This is a genomic window from Streptomyces sp. ISL-10, from assembly GCF_018614575.1.
Classification (GTDB): domain Bacteria; phylum Actinomycetota; class Actinomycetes; order Streptomycetales; family Streptomycetaceae; genus Streptomyces.
In genome coordinates this window covers 20,782-37,489 of sequence record NZ_JAGGOJ010000016.1, presented here as the reverse complement: position 1 = coordinate 37,489, position 16,708 = coordinate 20,782, and the positions used below count along the sequence as shown (strand labels likewise).

The following is a 16,708-nucleotide window of genomic DNA, read 5'->3' as shown; positions in this document are numbered from 1 at the left end:
CCTCACATGCGTTCGAAGGAGCGGCGGAGCTCCCAGTCGGTGACCGCCGCGTCGAAGGCTTCGAGCTCGACGCGTGCCATGTTCCGGTAGTGGGCGACGACTTCGTCGCCGAAGGCGGCCTTGGCGACGGGGCTGTTCTCCCACAGCTCGGCGGCCTCGCGCAGGGTGGTCGGGACGTGTTCGTAGTCGGCGCTGTAGGCGTTGCCCGCGCAGGCTTCGGGCAGTTCGAGCTGCTGCTCGATGCCGTGGAGACCGGCGGCGACGAGACCGGCGACGGCGAGATGCGGATTGACGTCGCCGCCGGGCAGCCGGTTCTCGAAGCGCATCGAGCGGCCGTGGCCGACGACGCGGAGCGCGCAGGTGCGGTTGTCGTAGCCCCAGGCGACCGCTGTCGGGGCGAACGAGCCGGGCTGGAAGCGCTTGTAGGAGTTGATGTTCGGCGCGTACAGCAGGGAGAAGTCGCGCAGGGCGGCGAGCTGGCCGGCGAGGAAGTGGCGCATCACCGGCGACATGCCGCCGGGACCGTCGCCCGCCATGACGTTGGTGCCGTGGGCGTCCTGCAGCGAGAGGTGGATGTGGCAGGAGTTGCCCTCGCGCTCGTTGTACTTGGCCATGAAGGTGAGCGAGACGCCCTCCTGCGCGGCGATCTCCTTGGCGCCCGTCTTGTAGACGGCGTGCTGGTCGCAGGTGACCAGCGCCTCGTCGTACTTGAAGGCGATCTCGTGCTGGCCGGGGTTGCACTCCCCCTTGGCCGACTCCACGGTCAGTCCGGCCGCCGCCATCTCGTTGCGGATGCGGCGCAGCAGCGGCTCGATGCGACCGGTGCCGAGGACGGAGTAGTCGATGTTGTACTGGTTGGCCGGGGTGAGGCCGTGGTAGCCGCGGTCCCAGGCCTGTTCGTACGTGTCCTTGAAGACGATGAACTCCAGCTCCGTGCCCACGTGCGCGGTGTAGCCGTACTCGGCCAGGCGCTCCAGCTGCCGGCGGAGGATCTGGCGAGGCGCGGCGACGACGGGCGATCCGTCGTTCCAGGCGAGGTCGGCGACGAGCAGTGCGGTGCCCTCGTTCCACGGGACACGGCGCAGCGTGGTGAGATCGGGGTGCATGGCGAAGTCGCCGTACCCCCGCTCCCAGGAGGACATCTCGTAGCCGTCGACGGTGTTCATCTCGGTGTCGACGGCGAGGAGGTAGTTGCAGCCCTCCGTGCCGTGTTCGACGACCTCGTCGAGGAAGAAGGGTGCGGCGAACCGCTTGCCCTGCAACCGTCCCTGCATATCGGGGAAGGCCAGGACGACTGTGTCGATCTCGCCGCTCGCGACGAGGGCGCGCAGCTCCTCGAGTGCCAGCGGTGGTGTGCGGTCTGCCACGGGGTTACGCCTCCTTGGATCAGCCGGGAGTCATAAGGTATTGCTGAAGACCATTGCTTGGGAAGGGGAAACGGCGAGGTGGCGAAGACAGACGCGAAGACGGGCGGGCCGAGCGACCGGCTCACCCCCGTGCTGCGCCCCGTGCGCGCGGGCAACGGCTTCGAAGAGGCCCTGGAGCAGATCCTCCAGCTGCTGCGGCTCGGGCTGGTCCCCGGCGGCGAGCGGCTGCCCGCCGAGCGGGAGCTGGCCGAGCGGATGGGGATCAGCCGGGTCACGCTGCGCGAGGTGCTCAAGGTGCTGACGGACCAGGGCCTGGTGGAGAGCAGGCGCGGCCGCTACGGCGGAACGTTTGTGCTGCACCGGCCGGACACCCACGGCGAGGACGAGCTGCGCCGGCGGCTGGCGGGCGTGGACGTGGACGACACCCTGCGTTTCCGCGAGGTGCTCGAAGTGGGCGCGGCCGGGCTCTGCGCGGCGCACGGGCTGACCGACGAGGGCGCCGAGCGGCTGCGCACGGCGCTGGCGGCGACGCACGACGCCCCGCTGTCCGAGTACCGCAGGCAGGACACGTTGCTGCATCTGACCCTGGCCGAGCTGTCGGGCTCGCCGACGCTGACCGCCCAGTACGCCGCGGTCCGGGCCAGGCTGAACGATCTGCTCGACTGCATCCCGCTGCTCGTGCGGAATCTGGAGCACTCGCAGCACCAGCACGCCGCGCTCGTCGAGGCGGTCCTGGACGGCGACGCGGATGCGGCGCGCGAGGTGATGCGGGAGCACTGCGAGGGGACGGCGGCGCTGCTGCGCGGCTTCCTGCCCTGATGGGGGACGGCGATCGGGGGCGACGGACGGCCGGTCCGCAACGCCGGTCGAGCGCGGCGGCGGCACCGGTACGCGACCCCCGGTTGCGCGGCGGCGGGGCCGGTAAGCGACCCCCGGGTGCGCGGCGGCGGGGCCGGTAAGCGACCCCCGGTTGCGCAACCGCAGGGCCGAACCGTGACCCCCGGCTTTGCACAGAGGGCTTGCGCTGCCGCCCCAGTGCCGCAAAGGTGTCCGCACAAACCTTTGACCTGAGCACCTGAGCCAGGAGCGACCCATGGCTGAAGGCACCACCTCGCGCACCCCGTCCCCCGCGTCCTCCCCGGCCGAGCCCGTGGGGGACGCCTATCTGAACCGCCGCACCCTGCGCAGGGGCAGCGCCGGCTGGCTGCTCCTGACCGGTCTCGGCGTCGCGTACGTCGTCTCCGGCGACTTCTCCGGCTGGAACATCGGCCTGTCGAAGGGCGGCTTCGGCGGACTGGCCGTCGCCACCCTGCTGATGGGCGCGATGTACGCCTGCCTGGTCTTCGCGCTCGCCGAGCTGTCCGCGATCCTGCCGACGGCGGGCGGCGGTTACGGGTTCGCCCGGCGCGCCCTCGGCACCTGGGGCGGATTCCTCACCGGCACGGCGATCCTCATCGAGTACATCCTCGCGCCCGCCGCGATCTCGATCTTCATCGGCGACTACGTCGAATCCCTCGGCCTGTTCGGCCTGGAGTCCGGCTGGCCGGTCTATCTCGCCTGCTTCGCGATCTTCATCGGAATCCATCTGTGGGGCGTCGGAGAGGCCCTGCGCTTCAGCCTGGTGGTGACGGCCATCGCCGTCGCCGCGCTGCTGATCTTCGCCGTCGGCGCGTTCACGGACTTCCACGCGGGCGGCCTGGACGACATCCCCGTCGACAAGGAGGCCTTCGGCGCCAACTCCTGGCTGCCGTTCGGTCTGCTCGGTATCTGGGCCGCGTTCCCGTTCGGCATGTGGTTCTTCCTCGGCGTCGAGGGTGTGCCGCTCGCGGCGGAGGAGGCAAAGGACCCGGTGCGCTCGATGCCGCGGGCGCTGGCGATCTCCATGGCCATCCTGGTCCTGCTCGCGGTGCTGACGTTCTTCGCCTCGACCGGCGCGCGCGGCTCGGCGGCCATCCAGGAGGCGGGGAACCCGCTGGTGGTGGCGCTCCAGGGGGACGGCGACCCGACGCCGCTCAGCCGCTTCGTCAACTACGCCGGCCTCGCCGGTCTCGTCGCCTCCTTCTTCTCGCTGATCTACGCGGGTTCCCGGCAGCTCTTCGCCCTGTCCCGGGCCGGGTACCTGCCGCGCTTTCTGTCACTGACCAGCCGCCGCAAGTCCCCGTACCTGGGGCTGCTGATCCCGGGCGCGATCGGCTTCGCGCTGGCGGCGGGGACCGGGAACGGCGCGCGGATGCTGAACATCGCGGTCTTCGGCGCGACGATCAGCTACGCGCTGATGGCGCTGTCGCACATCGTGCTGCGCCGACGCGAGCCCGAACTCCCGCGCCCCTACCGGACCCCCGGCGGTGTCGTCACCTCGTCGGTCGCGTTCGTGCTTGCGCTGTCGGCGCTGGTCGCGACATTCCTGGTCGACAAGGACGCTGCCTTCACGGCGCTCGCCGTCTACGCCGTGGCTCTTGCGTACTTCGCCTTCTACAGTCGGCATCGGCTGGTCGCACGGGCGCCCGAGGAGGAGTTCGCCGCGCTGGCGGCGGCCGAGGCGGAACTCGAACGGAAGTGAACGACGTGCACGTGTCCAAGCCGCTCATCGGCGTCAGCACCTACCTGGAGACGTCCGCGCGGTGGGGGGTGTGGGACCTGCCGGCCGCGCTGCTGCCGGCCGCCTATCCACGGCTGGTCCAGGCGGCCGGCGGCCTCGCCGCGATGCTGCCCCCGGACGACCCGGCGGCCGCCGGGTCGGTCGTCGCCCGCCTCGACGGCCTTGTCGTCGCGGGCGGCCCGGATGTCGCCCCGGAGCGGTACGGCGCCGATCGCTCGCCCCGCACGGGACCGCCGGCCCCCGAGCGCGACACGTGGGAACTGGCCCTGATCCGGGCGGCGCTGGCGGCCGGGACACCACTACTGGGCATCTGCCGCGGCATGCAGCTGCTGAACGTGGCACTCGGCGGGACGCTGGTCCAGCACCTGGACGGCCACACCGGGGCGGGCGGCGCGGTGGGCGTGTTCGGCGAGCACGCGGTGAAGCCGGTGCCCGGAACGCTGTACGCGGAGATCGTGCCGGAGGAGTCAGCGGTCCCGACGTACCACCACCAGGCAGTGGACCGTCTTGGCGAGGGCCTCGTCCCGTGCGCGTACGCGGAGGACGGCACGGTGGAGGCGGTGGAGAGGCCGGGTGAGGGGTGGGTGCTGGGTGTGCAGTGGCACCCGGAGATGGGCACGGACGTGCGGGTGATGGCGGGGCTGGTGGGGGCGGCGGCGGGGTAGCGCGGTCGGGGCCGCTTCGCAGCCCGGGTCCGGCGTACGAGGACACGGCCGCCGGGCCGTACGGGGACTGGGGCGTGCTTGCCCCAGGTTCGCAAAGGGGCGGGGCGGGAAAAGCTCAGCGCCGCCCGCCCTACCGCGACGCTCGCGTCAACGACAGCAGATCGCGGGCCGGGCCAGCCGGGCGTTGCCCGTGGGGCCAGACCGCGCGCAGGTCGCGGTCCAGGCGGACGCCCTCCACCGGGATGCGGACCAGTCGGTGCGACGCCAGTTCCTCGGTCACCGCCAGTTCGCTCAGGACCGCCGGACCCGCCCCGCTGACCGCCGCCGCCTTCACCGCCGTCGTCGAGGCCAGCTCCAGCAGCGGATCGGCCAGGCCGCCGTAGCGGGACAGCGCCGAATCGAGCACCTGCCGTGTACCGGAGCCGCGTTCGCGCAGGACGAGCGGGGACGCGGCCAGTTCGGCGGGAGTGAGCGGGGCCCGGCGGCGGCGCGCCCACGCGTGGGCGGGAGCGGCGACCACGAACAGGCGGTCGTGACCGATGACCGCCCCGTCCAGCCCCTCCGGGACGGCCAGTCCCTCAACGAAGCCCAGGTCCGCCTCCCCCGCGAGCAGCCGGTCCGCGACCGCCGCCGAGTTCCCGGCGAGCAGCGAGACGGCCGTGCCGGGGCGATCGGCGCGCAGGGCGATCAGCCAGCCCGGCAGCAGGTATTCGGCGATCGTCATGCTGGCGGCAACTCTCAGCCGGGAGTCACGACGACCGCGCAGCGCCTGTGCCCCCGCGTCGAACGCCTCGGCCGCCTCCACGACCCGCCGCGCCCAGTCGGTGACGAGCGCCCCGGCCTCGGTGAGCTTGGATCCGCGCGGGGAGCGGTCGACGAGGGCCACGCCCAGCTGGCGCTCCATGGAACGGACACGGCTGCTGGCCGCGGGCTGGGTGATGCCGAGCTCTCGGGCGGCCCGCCCCAGGCTCCCGTGCCGGGCGACGGCAAGCAGGAGTTCGAGCGCTCCCAGATCGGGCACGCGATGGGCGAGCGGCACACGTTCCTCGTCACTCATAAGACCAGCTTATGGGGTGATAGGGGCAAGGTGTCTGGCGGGGGCTCCACGCGGCCGCGAAGGTGACGTCATGGTCACCGTCGCCCAGGCCCGCAGCCGCCTCTTCGGCGGTCCCCGCCGTTCTCTCGCGGTCAGGCTGCCGTCCGTACGGGAGCTCGGCCCGAACTGGTACGCCGCGGTGATGGGAACCGCGATCGTCGGCACGGCGGGCGACGCGCTGCCGGCGCGTGTGCCGGGACTGCACACCGCCTGTGCCGCGGTCTGGGCCCTGTCCGCCGTGTTCCTGTCGGTGCTGCTCGCGGCCCGTGCCGCGCACTGGATCCACCACCGCGACCGGGCGCGCGCCCATCTGCTCGACCCGGCCGTCGCACCGTTCTACGGCTGCCTGTCGATGGCGCTGCTGGCGGTCGGCGTGGGCGCGCTGAGCGCGGGACGGGGCCTGATCGGCGCGCACCCGGCCGTGATCGTCGCAGGCGTCCTGTTCGCGGCGGGCACCGCCGTGGGACTGGTGGTGGCCGTGGCGGTGCCGTACCTCATGGTCGTGCACCACAAGGTGACCCCGGGCACCGCCTCGCCCGTGTGGCTGCTGCCGGTCGTCGCGCCGATGGTCTCCGCGTCGTTCGGCCCGCTGCTGGTGCCGCATCTGCCCGCCGGGCAGGGACGGGAGGCGCTGCTGCTGGCGAGTTACGCGATGTTCGGGATCAGCCTGCTCGCGACCCTGCTGATCCTGCCCGTCGTCTTCGCTCGGCTCGTGCACCACGGCCCCCTGCCCCTCGCACTGACGCCGGCCCTGTTCCTCGTCCTCGGCCCGCTCGGCCAGTCGACGACCGCCGTCAACAAGCTGGCGGACGTGGCCCCCGTCGCGATCGACGCGCCGTACGCGCACGGCCTCGGCGCGCTCGCCGTCGTCTACGGCGTGCCGGTGATGGGTTTCGCGCTGCTGTGGCTGACGCTCGCCGGTGCGATGGTGGTGCGCGCCGCCCGTGCGGGGCTGCCGTTCACGATGAGCTGGTGGGCCTTCACCTTCCCGGTCGGGACGTGTGTGACCGGGGCGCAGACGCTGGCGGGGCACACGGGCCTGGTGGCGTACGAGTGGCTGGCGATCGGCCTGTACGCCTTCCTCGCCGCGGCCTGGCTGGCGGCCGGCGCCCTCACCGTCCGTGGGGTCCTGCGCGGAGAGCTGCTGACAGCGCGGCGCTGAGCACCCGCGGGGCGTCGACGAGGGACGGCCCGTACCAGGTCAGCGCCCGCCCGTCGACGAGTGCGGCGGGCAGGCCGGAAAAGGATTCGGGGCCGTCGTCCGGACCGAAGGCGTACGGCTCGTCGGGCAGGACGACCAGGTCCGCGCCGCTCTCCCGCAGCGCGTCGAGCGCGATCCGCGGATAGCGCTCCGCGTGGTCGCCGTAGACGTTGACGACGCCGAGCCGGGCGAGCAGGTCGCCTGCGAAGGTGTCGCGGCCGAGGACCATCCAGGGCCTGCGCCAGATCGGTACAAGGGCGCGCGCCGCGGCGAGGGGCACGGCCGCCGACCAGGCCGAGCGGGCGTCGTCGAGCCAGCGCGGCCGAGCGAGCCCGCAGCCGTCGACGAGGACCCGCTCCAGCTCGCTCAGCGCCTGGTCCAGGCCGCGCACCTCGGTGACCATGACGTCGATGCCCGCCGCCCGCAGGGCCGCGAGATCGGGTTCCCGGTTCTCCTCCTCGTTGGCGATCACGAGGTCGGGCCGTAGTGCCGCGACGGCCGCCACGTCGGGGTTCTTGGTGCCGCCGACGCGCACGACGTCCAGCCCGGCGGGCTGGCTGCACCAGTCGGTGGCGCCGACCAGCAGTCCAGGCGCGGTCGCGGCGACGGCCTCGGTCAGCGAGGGCACGAGCGAGACGACGCGCACGAGGTCAGCCCCGCGGGTCGTTGTGCGCCGCGATGTGGTCCGCGACCGCGACGACCAGGAGCCGGGTGTCGGCGGTGGTGGCCCGCCAGCGGTGCCGTACGCCGCCGGAGAGGAAGAGCGAGTCGCCCCTGCCGAGCCGGTGGGCGCGGCCCTCGGCCTCCACCTCGACGGCGCCCTCCGCCACGTACAGCAGCTCGTCGTTGCGGTGCTGGAACTCGCCCTCGGTCTCCCGCTCGCCGCTGTACTCCGTGGCGTGCAGCTGGTGGCGGCCGCGGACCAGGGAGCGGACTCCGGCCCGCGGGGTACCGGGGTGGGCGCTGTCACCGGCGCGCATGAGGTCGATGGTGCGCGCCGAGTCGGAGGCGGCCAACAGCGTCTCCGCCGTGGTGTCGAGGGCGTCGGCGACCCGCTGGAGGGAGCGGAGGCTGGGGCGGGCGCGCTCGTTCTCGATCTGGCTGAGGAAAGGCACGGACAGGCCGCTGCGGCCGGAGACGGCGGCCAGGGTGAGACGCAGGGCCCGCCGCCGTTTGCGCACGGCCGCGCCCACCCGGAGGGGCTCTTCCCTCTCCTTGGTGTCCTTCGCGTCCTTCGCATCCATTGGTCGGGCTCCCCTCCCCTGGGTCCTGTATCACCTTACGCAGCATCCGCCCCTTCGTACTCGTCGAGCGCTGGAGTAGCGGGATCACACCGGTCACGGCCGAAAGGCGTGGGTCCCCGCCGGGGCCGGCGGTGTCCGGCTCGGCGGGGACCTTTCGCGGAGCGGCAGCACAGGCCCCGCAGCCCGACGCAAGGTGACCCGCATCATGACATGGGGGCCTCACGGGTGCGGCGGTCGCTGTCGGTGGGGTGCGGCATCATCGTCGGTGTGACGCGACGCCTGATGCTCCTCGACACCGCTTCCCTGTACTTCCGCGCCTATTACGGGGTCCCCGACTCCGTCCGGGCTCCCGACGGCACCCCGGTGAACGCGGTGCGCGGGCTGCTGGACTTCATCGCACGGCTCGTGCAGGACCACCGCCCCGACGAGCTGGTCGCCTGCTGGGACGACGACTGGCGGCCGCAGTGGCGGGTGGACCTCATCCCGTCGTACAAGGCGCACCGCGTGGCCGAGGAGCAGGAGCAGGGCCCGGACGTCGAGGAGACGCCGGACACCCTCGATCCGCAGGTGCCGGTGATCCAGGAGGTTCTCGCCGCTGTCGGTATCGCCCGCGTCGGCGCCGAGGGGTACGAGGCGGACGACGTGATCGGCACCCTGACCGCCCGAGCCAACGGCCCGGTCGACATCGTCACCGGCGACCGGGACCTGTTCCAGCTGATCGACGACGCGCGCGAGCGGCGGGTGCTCTATCCGCTGAAGGGCGTCGGGACGCTGCAGGTGACTGACGAGGCGTGGCTGCGCGAGAAGTACGGCGTGGACGGTCCCGGCTATGCCGACCTCGCGACGCTGCGCGGCGATCCGAGTGACGGGCTGCCGGGCGTGCCGGGCATCGGCGAGAAGACGGCGGCGAAGCTGCTCGACGCGTACGGCGACCTGGCCGGGATCATGGCGGCGATCGGCGACCGTACGTCGAAGCTGACACCCTCTCAGCGCAAGCGCCTGGACGAGGCCAGGCCGTATCTCGCCGTGGCGCCGAAGGTCGTCAAGGTCGCGTGCGACGTGCCGCTGCCGGTGTTCGACGCCTCCCTGCCGAGCGCGCCGCGCGACCCGGGCGCGCTGAAGGAGCTGGCGGAGCGCTGGGGGCTGGGCGGGGCGGTGGTGCGGCTGCTGGCGGCGCTGGAGCGCTGAGGCGTCCCTGCCCACGGCGTCCTCGGACCTGAAGGTGTTAACTTAGGCAAGCCTAAGCACCGAATTTTCAGGTTCCAAGCTCCAGGGAGAGCACCGTGGCAGAGCGACCGGCCCGCAAGGCACCGAAGGTCCACGAGGCGAAGGTCGTGCGCACCGAGCGACTCACGCCGCACATGGTGCGCGTGGTGCTCGGCCTCGACGCGTCGGACTCGTTCGGGATCGGCGAGTTCACCGACCACTATGTGAAGCTGATCTTCCCGGTGCCGGGCGTGCGTTACCCGGAGCCGTTCGACATGGAACGGATTCGCGAGGAGTTCCCCCGTGAGCAGTGGCCCTCGAACCGTACGTACACGGTGCGGCACTGGGACGCCGCGCACGGCGAACTGACGATCGACTTCGTCGTCCATGGCGACGAGGGCCTCGCCGGACCGTGGGCGGCGCGCGCCCACGTCGGTGAGACGGTGCGCTTCCTGGGGCCGGGCGGTGGCTATGCCCCCGCGCCCACGGCCGACTGGCATCTGCTGGCGGGCGACGAGAGCGCGCTCCCGGCGATCGCCGGGACGCTGGAGCAGATGCCGGCCGGTGCGGTGGTGCACGCCTTCGTGGAGGTGGCCGGCCCGGAGGAGGAGCAGAAGGTCGTCACGCCCGACGGTGTGGAGATCACTTGGCTGCACCGCGGCGACCGCCCGACGGGCGAGGCGCTGGTGGCCGCGGTGGCGGCGCTCGACTTCCCGGCGGGCGAGGTCTGCGCGTTCGTCCACGGCGAGGCAGGCTGCGTGAAGGAACTGCGCCGCCTGCTGCGCGTGGAACGCGGCGTGCCGCGCGAGCAGTTGTCGATCTCGGGCTACTGGCGCCTGGGCAAGTCGGACGAGGCATGGCGCGCGATCAAGCGCGAATGGAACGAGCAGGTGGAACGGGAGCAGGAGCCGCCGGCGTAGGTACGGGCGGGGGTGGCGAACCGACAGGTCGGGCCTCACCGCGTCCCGGCAGGCGCTGCGTGGTCAGGCCCTGATCCACCCTGAGGGCGCGACGCTCGGCGCCGCCGCCGCGGCCGGCGCATCGTCCGCCCTGCGCGCGGCGCGCCCCTCCGACCGCGCCGACACAGCCTTGGGGGCCCGCGCACCACGCACCACGCCAAGGAGCTCGCGGCGTGACCGGCACAGGGCATCGCCTGGAGAACTGCCCTTCTGTGCTGGCGCGATGGAGCAGACCCTCGCCCCCACACGCCTGGACCGCGCCGTCGGCGCAGTCGTCGGCTCGGCCGTCGGCGACGCCCTGGGCGCGCCCTTCGAATTCGGTGAACGAGGCGTGTTCCGCGCGCACTTCGGGGATGGCCCGGGCGAGATGTGCGGGGGCGGAGGATGGGACCCGGGCGAGGCGACGGACGACACACACATGGCCGTGCTGGTCGGGGAGTCGCTGCTGAAGCACGGCCGCGTCGACGGGGCGGATGTCTTCGCACGGTTCCGGACCTGGGCCGCGGGCGACCCCAAGGACATCGGGCTCCAGACGGAGCAGGTCCTCACCAGCGGCGACCCCTGGGGCACCGCGGCGGCGCTGCACTTCCAGATGACGGGGCGGGCCGCGGGCAACGGTTCCCTGATGCGGGCCTCGACGTCCGCGGTCTTCTTCGCCCGCGCGGGCCGTGCGGCGACCATGGCCGCCGCACGCGAGCTCGCCGCGCTCACTCACGGGGACCGTGCTGTCTGGGAGGGCACCGCCGTGCTGCACGAGTTGATCCGCGTGGCCCTGGGCGGCATGGACCCCCTGGCCGCGGTGTCCGATGCGCTCGCCCAGGTACACCCCGGCCACCGTGCCCGCTGGGCCACGGTCTTGGCCCCCGACTGGCACCCGCAGCAGGCAACGGAGTTCAACGGCGCGGTGTGGCCATGTCTCGGGTCGGCTCTGTGGGCCCTGCGCACGACGCCGTCGTTCGAGGCATCGCTGGCCGCCGCGATCGATCTCGGCGGCGACACCGACACGGTCGCGGCGGTGACCGGCGCCCTGGCCGGGGCGGTCTACGGAATCGGCGCCGTGCCCGAGCGCTGGACGCAGGCGCTGCGCGTACCGCTTCCGGGCTTCGGGGACCGGGTGCTGCGGTCGGCCGACCTCACCGAGCTGGCGCGCGCGCTGGCCGCAGCGGGCCCGTCGCCGCAGCCCTGAGCTGCTGATTCACGGTCCGTGGACAGCTTTTCAGGCCCGACGGATGATGGAACGAAAGGGAATCCATCGGGACGAAAGGCGTGTATCCGAATGTCCGAGCACCCCGATTGCGCCCTGGTCCGCCGGGGTTACGTAGCGTTCACCGAAGGCGACATGGAGACATTGAGCTCCCTCATGACGGCCGACGCCGTCTACCACGTTCCCGGCGACAACCCGCTCTCCGGTCATCACAAGGGACGCGACGCCATCCTCGACCTGTTCCGCCGCATGGGCGAGGAGACCGGCGGAACCATGCAGGTGCAGCTGGAGGCCGTGCTCGCCGACGGGCGCGGGCACGTGATGTCCTTCCACACGACCAGGGCGGACCGCGGCGACCGTGGTATCGAGATCCGCCAAGGTCTGTTCTTCACGATCGTCGGCGGCAAGGTCACCGACATCGACGAGTGCACCGAGGACATCGACGAGATGAACTCCTTCTGGAGCTGACCGGCGGCGCGGCGGCCCCGGCCGGGGCCGTTCCGCGTCACATCGGACGCAGACGCACTGCGCCGCCTCTGCCCGACCGGGCGGAGGCGGCGCGGCGTCCGGTCTCACCCGACGGAGCTGTAGGCCACGACACCCCTCAGCAGCGCGTCGACGGCCTTGCGGGCGTTCTTCGCGACGGTGCTGTCCTCTCGGGGCGCCGCCGCCGCGATTTGGCCGAGCACATCGATGACCTGCTTGCACCAGCGCACGAAATCGCCCGCGGGCATCTCCGCCTCGCGGAGCACCTCGTCGAGCCCCTTGTCCGAGGCCCACTGGTACGCGGCCCAGGCGAAACCGAGGTCCGGCTCGCGCTGCCCGACCCCTTCCGCCTGGTTGATCTTGAACTCCTCCTCCAGGGCGTCCAGCCGACCCCAGATGCGGACCATCTCGGCCAGCGCGGTCTTCGCACGCCCCGTCGGCACCTTGGGCGCCACGGCGTCGTCGGCCTGGCGTGCCTCGTAGACCAACGCCGAGACGCACGCGGCCAGTTCGGCCGGGTTGAGCCCTTCCCAGACCCGGTCGCGCAAGCATTCGCTTGCCAGCAGGTCCAACTCCCCGTACAGCCGGGCGAGGCGCTGGCCGTGCTCCGTGACCTCGTTGCCCCGCAGATAGTCCATCTCGGTCAGGAGGGCGACGATCCGGTCGAAGGTCCGCGCGATCGTGTTGGTGCGGCCCTCGATCCGCCGCTCCAGCTGACGGGTGTCGCGCTGCAGGCGGTGATACCGCTCGGCCCAGCGGGCGTGGTCCTCGCGGTCGTCGCAGCCGTGGCAGGGGTGCGCGCGCAACTCGGTGCGCAGACGGGCGATCTGACGGTCGTCCGCCGCGGGCGACCGCTCCTTGCGGTGCCGGTCGGGCACGATGTGACCGGCCTTGGTGCGCAGAGCGGAGGCCAGATCGCGCCGGGACTGCGGAGAACGGGCGTTGAACGACCTCGGGATGCGCATCCGCTCCAACGCCTCGACGGGCACCGGGAAATCTATGGATGCCAGCCGTTTGACCTGGCGCTCCGCGGTGAGCACCAGCGGGCGCGGTCCGTCGTGGTACTCGAGGCCGCCGCGGTGGCCGTTGGTCCGGCCGGCGGGCAGCCCCGGGTCCAGCACCAGCGCCAGACCGGCGAACTTGCCGGTCGGGACGTGGATGACGTCTCCCGGCTTGAGCTTCTCCAGCGAGGCGGCCGCGGCGGCCCTGCGCTGCGCGGTGCCCTGCTTGGCCAGCTCCGTCTCACGGTCCTTCAACTCGCGGCGCAGCCGCGCGTATTCCTCGAAGTCGCCGAGGTGGCAGGTCATGCCCTCCCGGTAGCCCTGCAGGCCCTCCTCGTTGCGCTGGACCTGGCGGGAGACGCCGACGACGGAGCGGTCCGCCTGGAACTGCGCGAACGACGTCTCCAGCAGCTCGCGCGAGCGATGCCGGCCGAACTGGTGCACAAGGTTGACCGCCATGTTGTACGACGGCTTGAAGCTGGAGCGCAGCGGATAGGTGCGGGTGCCGGCCAGTCCGGCCAGCGCCTCCGGGTCCATGGCCCGCTGCCACAGGACGACGGCGTGCCCCTCGACGTCGATGCCGCGGCGGCCTGCCCGCCCGGTCAACTGCGTGTACTCACCCGGGGTGATGTCCGCGTGCTGCTCGCCGTTCCACTTGACGAGCTTCTCCAACACCACCGAGCGGGCGGGCATGTTGATGCCGAGCGCCAGCGTCTCGGTGGCGAACACGGCCTTGACCAGGCCCCGGACGAAGAGCTCCTCCACGACCTCCTTGAAGGTCGGCAGCATGCCCGCATGGTGGGCGGCGATGCCGCGCTCCAGCCCCTCGAGCCACTCGTAGTAGCCGAGGACGTGCAGATCTTCGGTGGGGATGGCGGCGGTGCGCTCCTCCACGAGCTCGCGCACCTTGGCGCGTGCCTCGTCGTCGTTGAGCCTGAGGCCGGCGTAGAGGCACTGCTGCACGGCGGCTTCACAGGCCGCACGGCTGAAGATGAACGTGATGGCGGGCAGCAGTCCTTCGGCGTCCAGCCGGTCGATGACCTCGGGCCTGCCCGGGGTCCAGATGCGGCTGCGCTGGCGCCGCTCGCGCTCCCGGTCGGCCTCGCGCACCATCTTCCCCCGGCGCCGGTCGCGCGGGTTGTACGTGCGCTGGTTCTCCATGCGGGCGAGCCGCACCAGGTCGGGGTTGACCTCGCGCCGGGTCCGGCCACGGCCGCCGTGGTCGGTGCCCTCCTCGAAGAGGTCGTACATCCGGCGGCCTGCCATGACGTGCTGCCACAGCGGGACGGGCCGCTCCTCGGAGACGATCACCTCGGTGTCGCCGCGCACGGTGTCCAGCCAGTCGCCGAACTCCTCCGCGTTCGACACGGTCGCGGACAGCGACACGAGCGTGACCGACTCGGGGAGGTGAATGATCACTTCCTCCCACACGGCACCACGGAAGCGGTCGGAGAGGTAGTGCACCTCGTCCATGACCACGTAGCCGAGGCCTATGAGCGACTGGGAGCCCGCGTACAGCATGTTCCTCAGCACCTCGGTGGTCATCACGACCACGGGCGCCTCGGAGTTGACGCTGTTGTCCCCGGTCAGGAGGCCGACCTTCGCCGCGCCGTACCGCCTGACCAAATCCGTGTACTTCTGGTTGGACAGCGCCTTGATGGGCGTGGTGTAGAAGCATTTGCGGCCCTGCGCGAGGGCCAGGTGGACAGCGAACTCGCCCACGATGGTCTTGCCCGAGCCGGTGGGCGCGGCGACGAGCACGCCCTTGCCCGCCTCAAGAGCCTGGCATGCCTCGATCTGGAACGGATCGAGGTCGAAGTCGTACAACGCGCGGAAGGGGGCCAGTGCGGTGGCCTCCTCAGCAGCGCGGACGCGTGCGGCGGCATAGCGCTCGGCGGGAGAGAGATCCTCGGTCATCTTGCTCATGAGCCTACCCGCCCCCTCTGACAGTGAGCGGATCTTTATGTGACGGGCGCACTTACCCGTCCGCTTACCCGCGACGGGCGGCGCTTGCACACGAACAGGGGCCGAAGATGGCTCTTCGGCCCCTCACCAAGCGTGTCGGAGACTGTGCGTCAGGTGATGTCGTCGTATCCGTTGAGCCGGTTCGACCGGCCGCCGTCGGCGTCGCCGGTGGCCTGCCCGGGCAGCGCCCCGGCGGCGGAGACCGCCTCGACCTCGCCGAGGTTCGAGGGCGTCAGGTCGAGCGCGGAGGCCTCGTCGTCGTCGAGCTCGGCATCGGGGTCGTTACGGCGCCTGCGGCGGTCGTTGAGCAGCGAGAAGCCGACGGCGAGGAAGTAGAGCAGGATGATCGGCCCGGACAGCGCGACCATGCCGAGCGGGTCGGTGGAGGGGGTGGCGATCGCGCCGAAGACGAAGATGCCCATGACGGCGCCCCGCCACCAGCCGAGCATCCGCCGACCGGTCACCATGCCGGTCAGGTTCAGCATGATCAGCAGGAGCGGCAGCTCGAAGGAGAAGCCGAAGATCAGCACCATCCGGACGGTGAAGTCCAGGATCTTGTCGACGCTCAGCAGGTTCTCCGCCGGGGCCGGGGTGATGGAGAGCAGGACCTTCATGCTCACCGGCATGATCAGGTACGCGAAGTACACGCCCAAGGCGAACAGCGGCGCCGCGGCGGCGGCGAAGTAGTAGCTGTACTTCTTCTCGCTCCTGTGCAGACCCGGCGCGACGAAGGCCCACAGCTGGTAGAGCCAGAACGGGCACGAGGCGACGATGCCGGCCATCAGTACCACCTTGACCGTCGTCGTGAACGGCGACAGCAGGTCGGTGTAGACGATGGTGGCGCACACCCCGCCCTTCTTCGGGCCGTCCTTCCCGCACTCCGGCACGGGCGAGGTGAGAAAGTCCATCAACTCCTGGCTGTAGACCACCGCGACGGCCGAGGCGATGACGATCGCCAGCGTGGCCTTCGCGAGCCTGTTGCGGAGCTCACGCAGATGGTCCGCGAGTGGCATCCGCCCCTCGGGGTCCTTCTCCTTCTGTTTCGAGCGGGCAGACTTGAGCAACCCACGTCCTCATCTCGTGCGGCAGGCCACGGTCGGTGTGGCCTTCGATCAGCGCTGGGGGGTGTCGGTGGGCTCGGTCACAGGGCGAGCGCTGGTCACATCGCCGGGCGCGGCCTGGATGGTGCGGGGCGCCGCCTGGCCCTGCGCCGGGTCCTTCGGCTCCGCGGGCGCCGCCGTCGGCTGGCCCTCGGACTTCATCGCCTTGGCCTCGCTCTTGAGGATGCGGGCGGACTTGCCCAGCGAACGGGCCATGTCGGGGAGCTTCTTGGCCCCGAACAGAAGGAGGATGAGAAGCGCGATGATGATGATCTCGGTGGGGCCGATCTGTCGGAACATAACTGTGTCTACCTTCTCACCGAGGCGGCTTGGGGCTCTAGGCTGCGGATCGCGCCGGACCGACGTCCGAAACGACCGGCAGCGATCGTAACTCGGGCGGGTAAACGCAGGGCAATCCCTGCGCATACACCCGTCAGCGGTCGGCGCCTCATCTCCGGTGCCGCCATCAGCAGCGTACCGCCAGGATCAGCGCCGCAGCAGGGTGCGTCCGTGATCTCCGCCGACCGCCTTACGCGGCCGGCGATCACCGCCCGGCGCGTCTGAGAAGCCTCTTCCCGGTCCGCTCCGAGGACGCTCAGGGCAGCGTCTTCCCGT

The 16,708-nt window shown here is 71.7% G+C and carries 15 protein-coding genes; 8 read left to right on the top strand and 7 right to left on the bottom strand.

Annotated features, from left to right (window positions below; all coding sequences use genetic code 11):
• Window positions 1–2: 2 nt before the first annotated feature.
• On the bottom strand, window positions 3–1,367 hold the full coding sequence (locus J7E88_RS19850) for a glutamine synthetase family protein (RefSeq protein ID WP_215182918.1): 1,365 nt from the start codon (window positions 1,365–1,367) through the stop codon (window positions 3–5).
• Between the two features lie 78 nt (window positions 1,368–1,445).
• Between J7E88_RS19850 and J7E88_RS19845 the strand changes: the two genes are divergently transcribed.
• The 3 genes from J7E88_RS19845 (at window position 1,446) to J7E88_RS19835 (ending at window position 4,631) form a co-directional block, all read left to right on the top strand.
• Window positions 1,446–2,186 carry an FCD domain-containing protein gene (locus J7E88_RS19845; protein WP_308307552.1) on the top strand — a complete coding sequence of 247 codons (741 nt, stop codon included), beginning with the start codon at window positions 1,446–1,448 and terminating at the stop codon, window positions 2,184–2,186.
• Window positions 2,187–2,460: 274 nt separating this feature from the next.
• A complete protein-coding gene (eat, locus tag J7E88_RS19840; RefSeq protein WP_215182914.1) occupies window positions 2,461–3,927 on the top strand; it encodes an ethanolamine permease in 1,467 nt (488 codons plus the stop codon).
• Window positions 3,928–3,932: 5 nt separating this feature from the next.
• A complete protein-coding gene (locus J7E88_RS19835; RefSeq protein WP_308307558.1) occupies window positions 3,933–4,631 on the top strand; it encodes a gamma-glutamyl-gamma-aminobutyrate hydrolase family protein in 699 nt (232 codons plus the stop codon).
• A 130-nt stretch (window positions 4,632–4,761) separates the two neighbouring features.
• On the opposite strand, the gene J7E88_RS19830 is transcribed toward J7E88_RS19835, so the two are convergent.
• The gene (locus tag J7E88_RS19830) at window positions 4,762–5,688 is read right to left on the bottom strand and encodes a LysR family transcriptional regulator (RefSeq protein WP_215182912.1); all 927 of its coding nucleotides are present in this window, start codon (window positions 5,686–5,688) and stop codon (window positions 4,762–4,764) included.
• A gap of 70 nt (window positions 5,689–5,758) precedes the next feature.
• Here J7E88_RS19830 and J7E88_RS19825 point away from each other — a divergent pair, with 70 nt between their 5' ends.
• Window positions 5,759–6,889, top strand: a complete 1,131-nt coding sequence (locus tag J7E88_RS19825) for a TDT family transporter (protein WP_215182910.1) — start codon at window positions 5,759–5,761, stop codon at window positions 6,887–6,889.
• Here the strand turns inward: J7E88_RS19825 and J7E88_RS19820 are convergent.
• A complete protein-coding gene (locus J7E88_RS19820) occupies window positions 6,840–7,574 on the bottom strand; it encodes a helical backbone metal receptor (RefSeq protein ID WP_215182908.1) in 735 nt (244 codons plus the stop codon). The genes J7E88_RS19825 and J7E88_RS19820 overlap by 50 nt on opposite strands.
• A gap of 4 nt (window positions 7,575–7,578) precedes the next feature.
• Window positions 7,579–8,172, bottom strand: coding sequence for a helix-turn-helix domain-containing protein (locus J7E88_RS19815; protein WP_215182905.1), 594 nt, complete (start codon window positions 8,170–8,172; stop codon window positions 7,579–7,581).
• A 282-nt stretch (window positions 8,173–8,454) separates the two neighbouring features.
• Between J7E88_RS19815 and J7E88_RS19810 the strand changes: the two genes are divergently transcribed.
• The 4 genes from J7E88_RS19810 to J7E88_RS19795 all read left to right on the top strand — a co-directional run bounded on the left by J7E88_RS19810 (window position 8,455) and on the right by J7E88_RS19795 (window position 12,009).
• Window positions 8,455–9,360 carry a 5'-3' exonuclease gene (locus J7E88_RS19810; RefSeq protein WP_215183295.1) on the top strand — a complete coding sequence of 302 codons (906 nt, stop codon included), beginning with the start codon at window positions 8,455–8,457 and terminating at the stop codon, window positions 9,358–9,360.
• A gap of 95 nt (window positions 9,361–9,455) precedes the next feature.
• Entirely contained in the window at window positions 9,456–10,298 is an 843-nt protein-coding gene (locus J7E88_RS19805; protein WP_215182903.1) for a siderophore-interacting protein, read from the top strand.
• Between the two features lie 262 nt (window positions 10,299–10,560).
• Window positions 10,561–11,523: an ADP-ribosylglycohydrolase family protein gene (locus J7E88_RS19800; protein ID WP_215182901.1), complete on the top strand. Its 963-nt coding sequence runs from the start codon at window positions 10,561–10,563 to the stop codon at window positions 11,521–11,523.
• A 90-nt stretch (window positions 11,524–11,613) separates the two neighbouring features.
• Window positions 11,614–12,009 (top strand): nuclear transport factor 2 family protein, encoded by a 396-nt coding sequence (locus J7E88_RS19795; protein WP_215182899.1) that lies wholly within the window; start codon window positions 11,614–11,616, stop codon window positions 12,007–12,009.
• A gap of 104 nt (window positions 12,010–12,113) precedes the next feature.
• Here the strand turns inward: J7E88_RS19795 and J7E88_RS19790 are convergent, their stop codons facing one another.
• The 3 genes from J7E88_RS19790 to tatA all read right to left on the bottom strand — a co-directional run bounded on the left by J7E88_RS19790 (window position 12,114) and on the right by tatA (window position 16,393).
• Window positions 12,114–14,945: an RNA helicase gene (locus J7E88_RS19790; protein WP_215183293.1), complete on the bottom strand. Its 2,832-nt coding sequence runs from the start codon at window positions 14,943–14,945 to the stop codon at window positions 12,114–12,116.
• 158 nt (window positions 14,946–15,103) lie between these two features.
• Window positions 15,104–16,057, bottom strand: coding sequence for a twin-arginine translocase subunit TatC (tatC, locus tag J7E88_RS19785; protein WP_251022911.1), 954 nt, complete (start codon window positions 16,055–16,057; stop codon window positions 15,104–15,106).
• A gap of 48 nt (window positions 16,058–16,105) precedes the next feature.
• The gene (gene tatA / locus J7E88_RS19780; protein WP_215182897.1) at window positions 16,106–16,393 is read right to left on the bottom strand and encodes a Sec-independent protein translocase subunit TatA; all 288 of its coding nucleotides are present in this window, start codon (window positions 16,391–16,393) and stop codon (window positions 16,106–16,108) included.
• Window positions 16,394–16,708 lie beyond the last annotated feature (315 nt).

What these genes read in the sequence shown, in the direction of transcription:
- eat (WP_215182914.1), top strand. Translation starts at nt 2,461, where the DNA reads ATGGCTGAAGGCACCACCTCGCGCACCCCGTCCCCCGCGTCCTCCCCG.
- J7E88_RS19830 (WP_215182912.1), bottom strand. Translation starts at nt 5,688, where the DNA reads ATGAGTGACGAGGAACGTGTGCCGCTCGCCCATCGCGTGCCCGATCTG.
- J7E88_RS19825 (WP_215182910.1), top strand. Translation starts at nt 5,759, where the DNA reads ATGGTCACCGTCGCCCAGGCCCGCAGCCGCCTCTTCGGCGGTCCCCGC.
- J7E88_RS19815 (WP_215182905.1), bottom strand. Translation starts at nt 8,172, where the DNA reads ATGGATGCGAAGGACGCGAAGGACACCAAGGAGAGGGAAGAGCCCCTC.
- J7E88_RS19810 (WP_215183295.1), top strand. Translation starts at nt 8,455, where the DNA reads ATGCTCCTCGACACCGCTTCCCTGTACTTCCGCGCCTATTACGGGGTC.
- J7E88_RS19800 (WP_215182901.1), top strand. Translation starts at nt 10,561, where the DNA reads ATGGAGCAGACCCTCGCCCCCACACGCCTGGACCGCGCCGTCGGCGCA.
- J7E88_RS19795 (WP_215182899.1), top strand. Translation starts at nt 11,614, where the DNA reads ATGTCCGAGCACCCCGATTGCGCCCTGGTCCGCCGGGGTTACGTAGCG.
- J7E88_RS19790 (WP_215183293.1), bottom strand. Translation starts at nt 14,945, where the DNA reads ATGACCGAGGATCTCTCTCCCGCCGAGCGCTATGCCGCCGCACGCGTC.
- tatA (WP_215182897.1), bottom strand. Translation starts at nt 16,393, where the DNA reads ATGTTCCGACAGATCGGCCCCACCGAGATCATCATCATCGCGCTTCTC.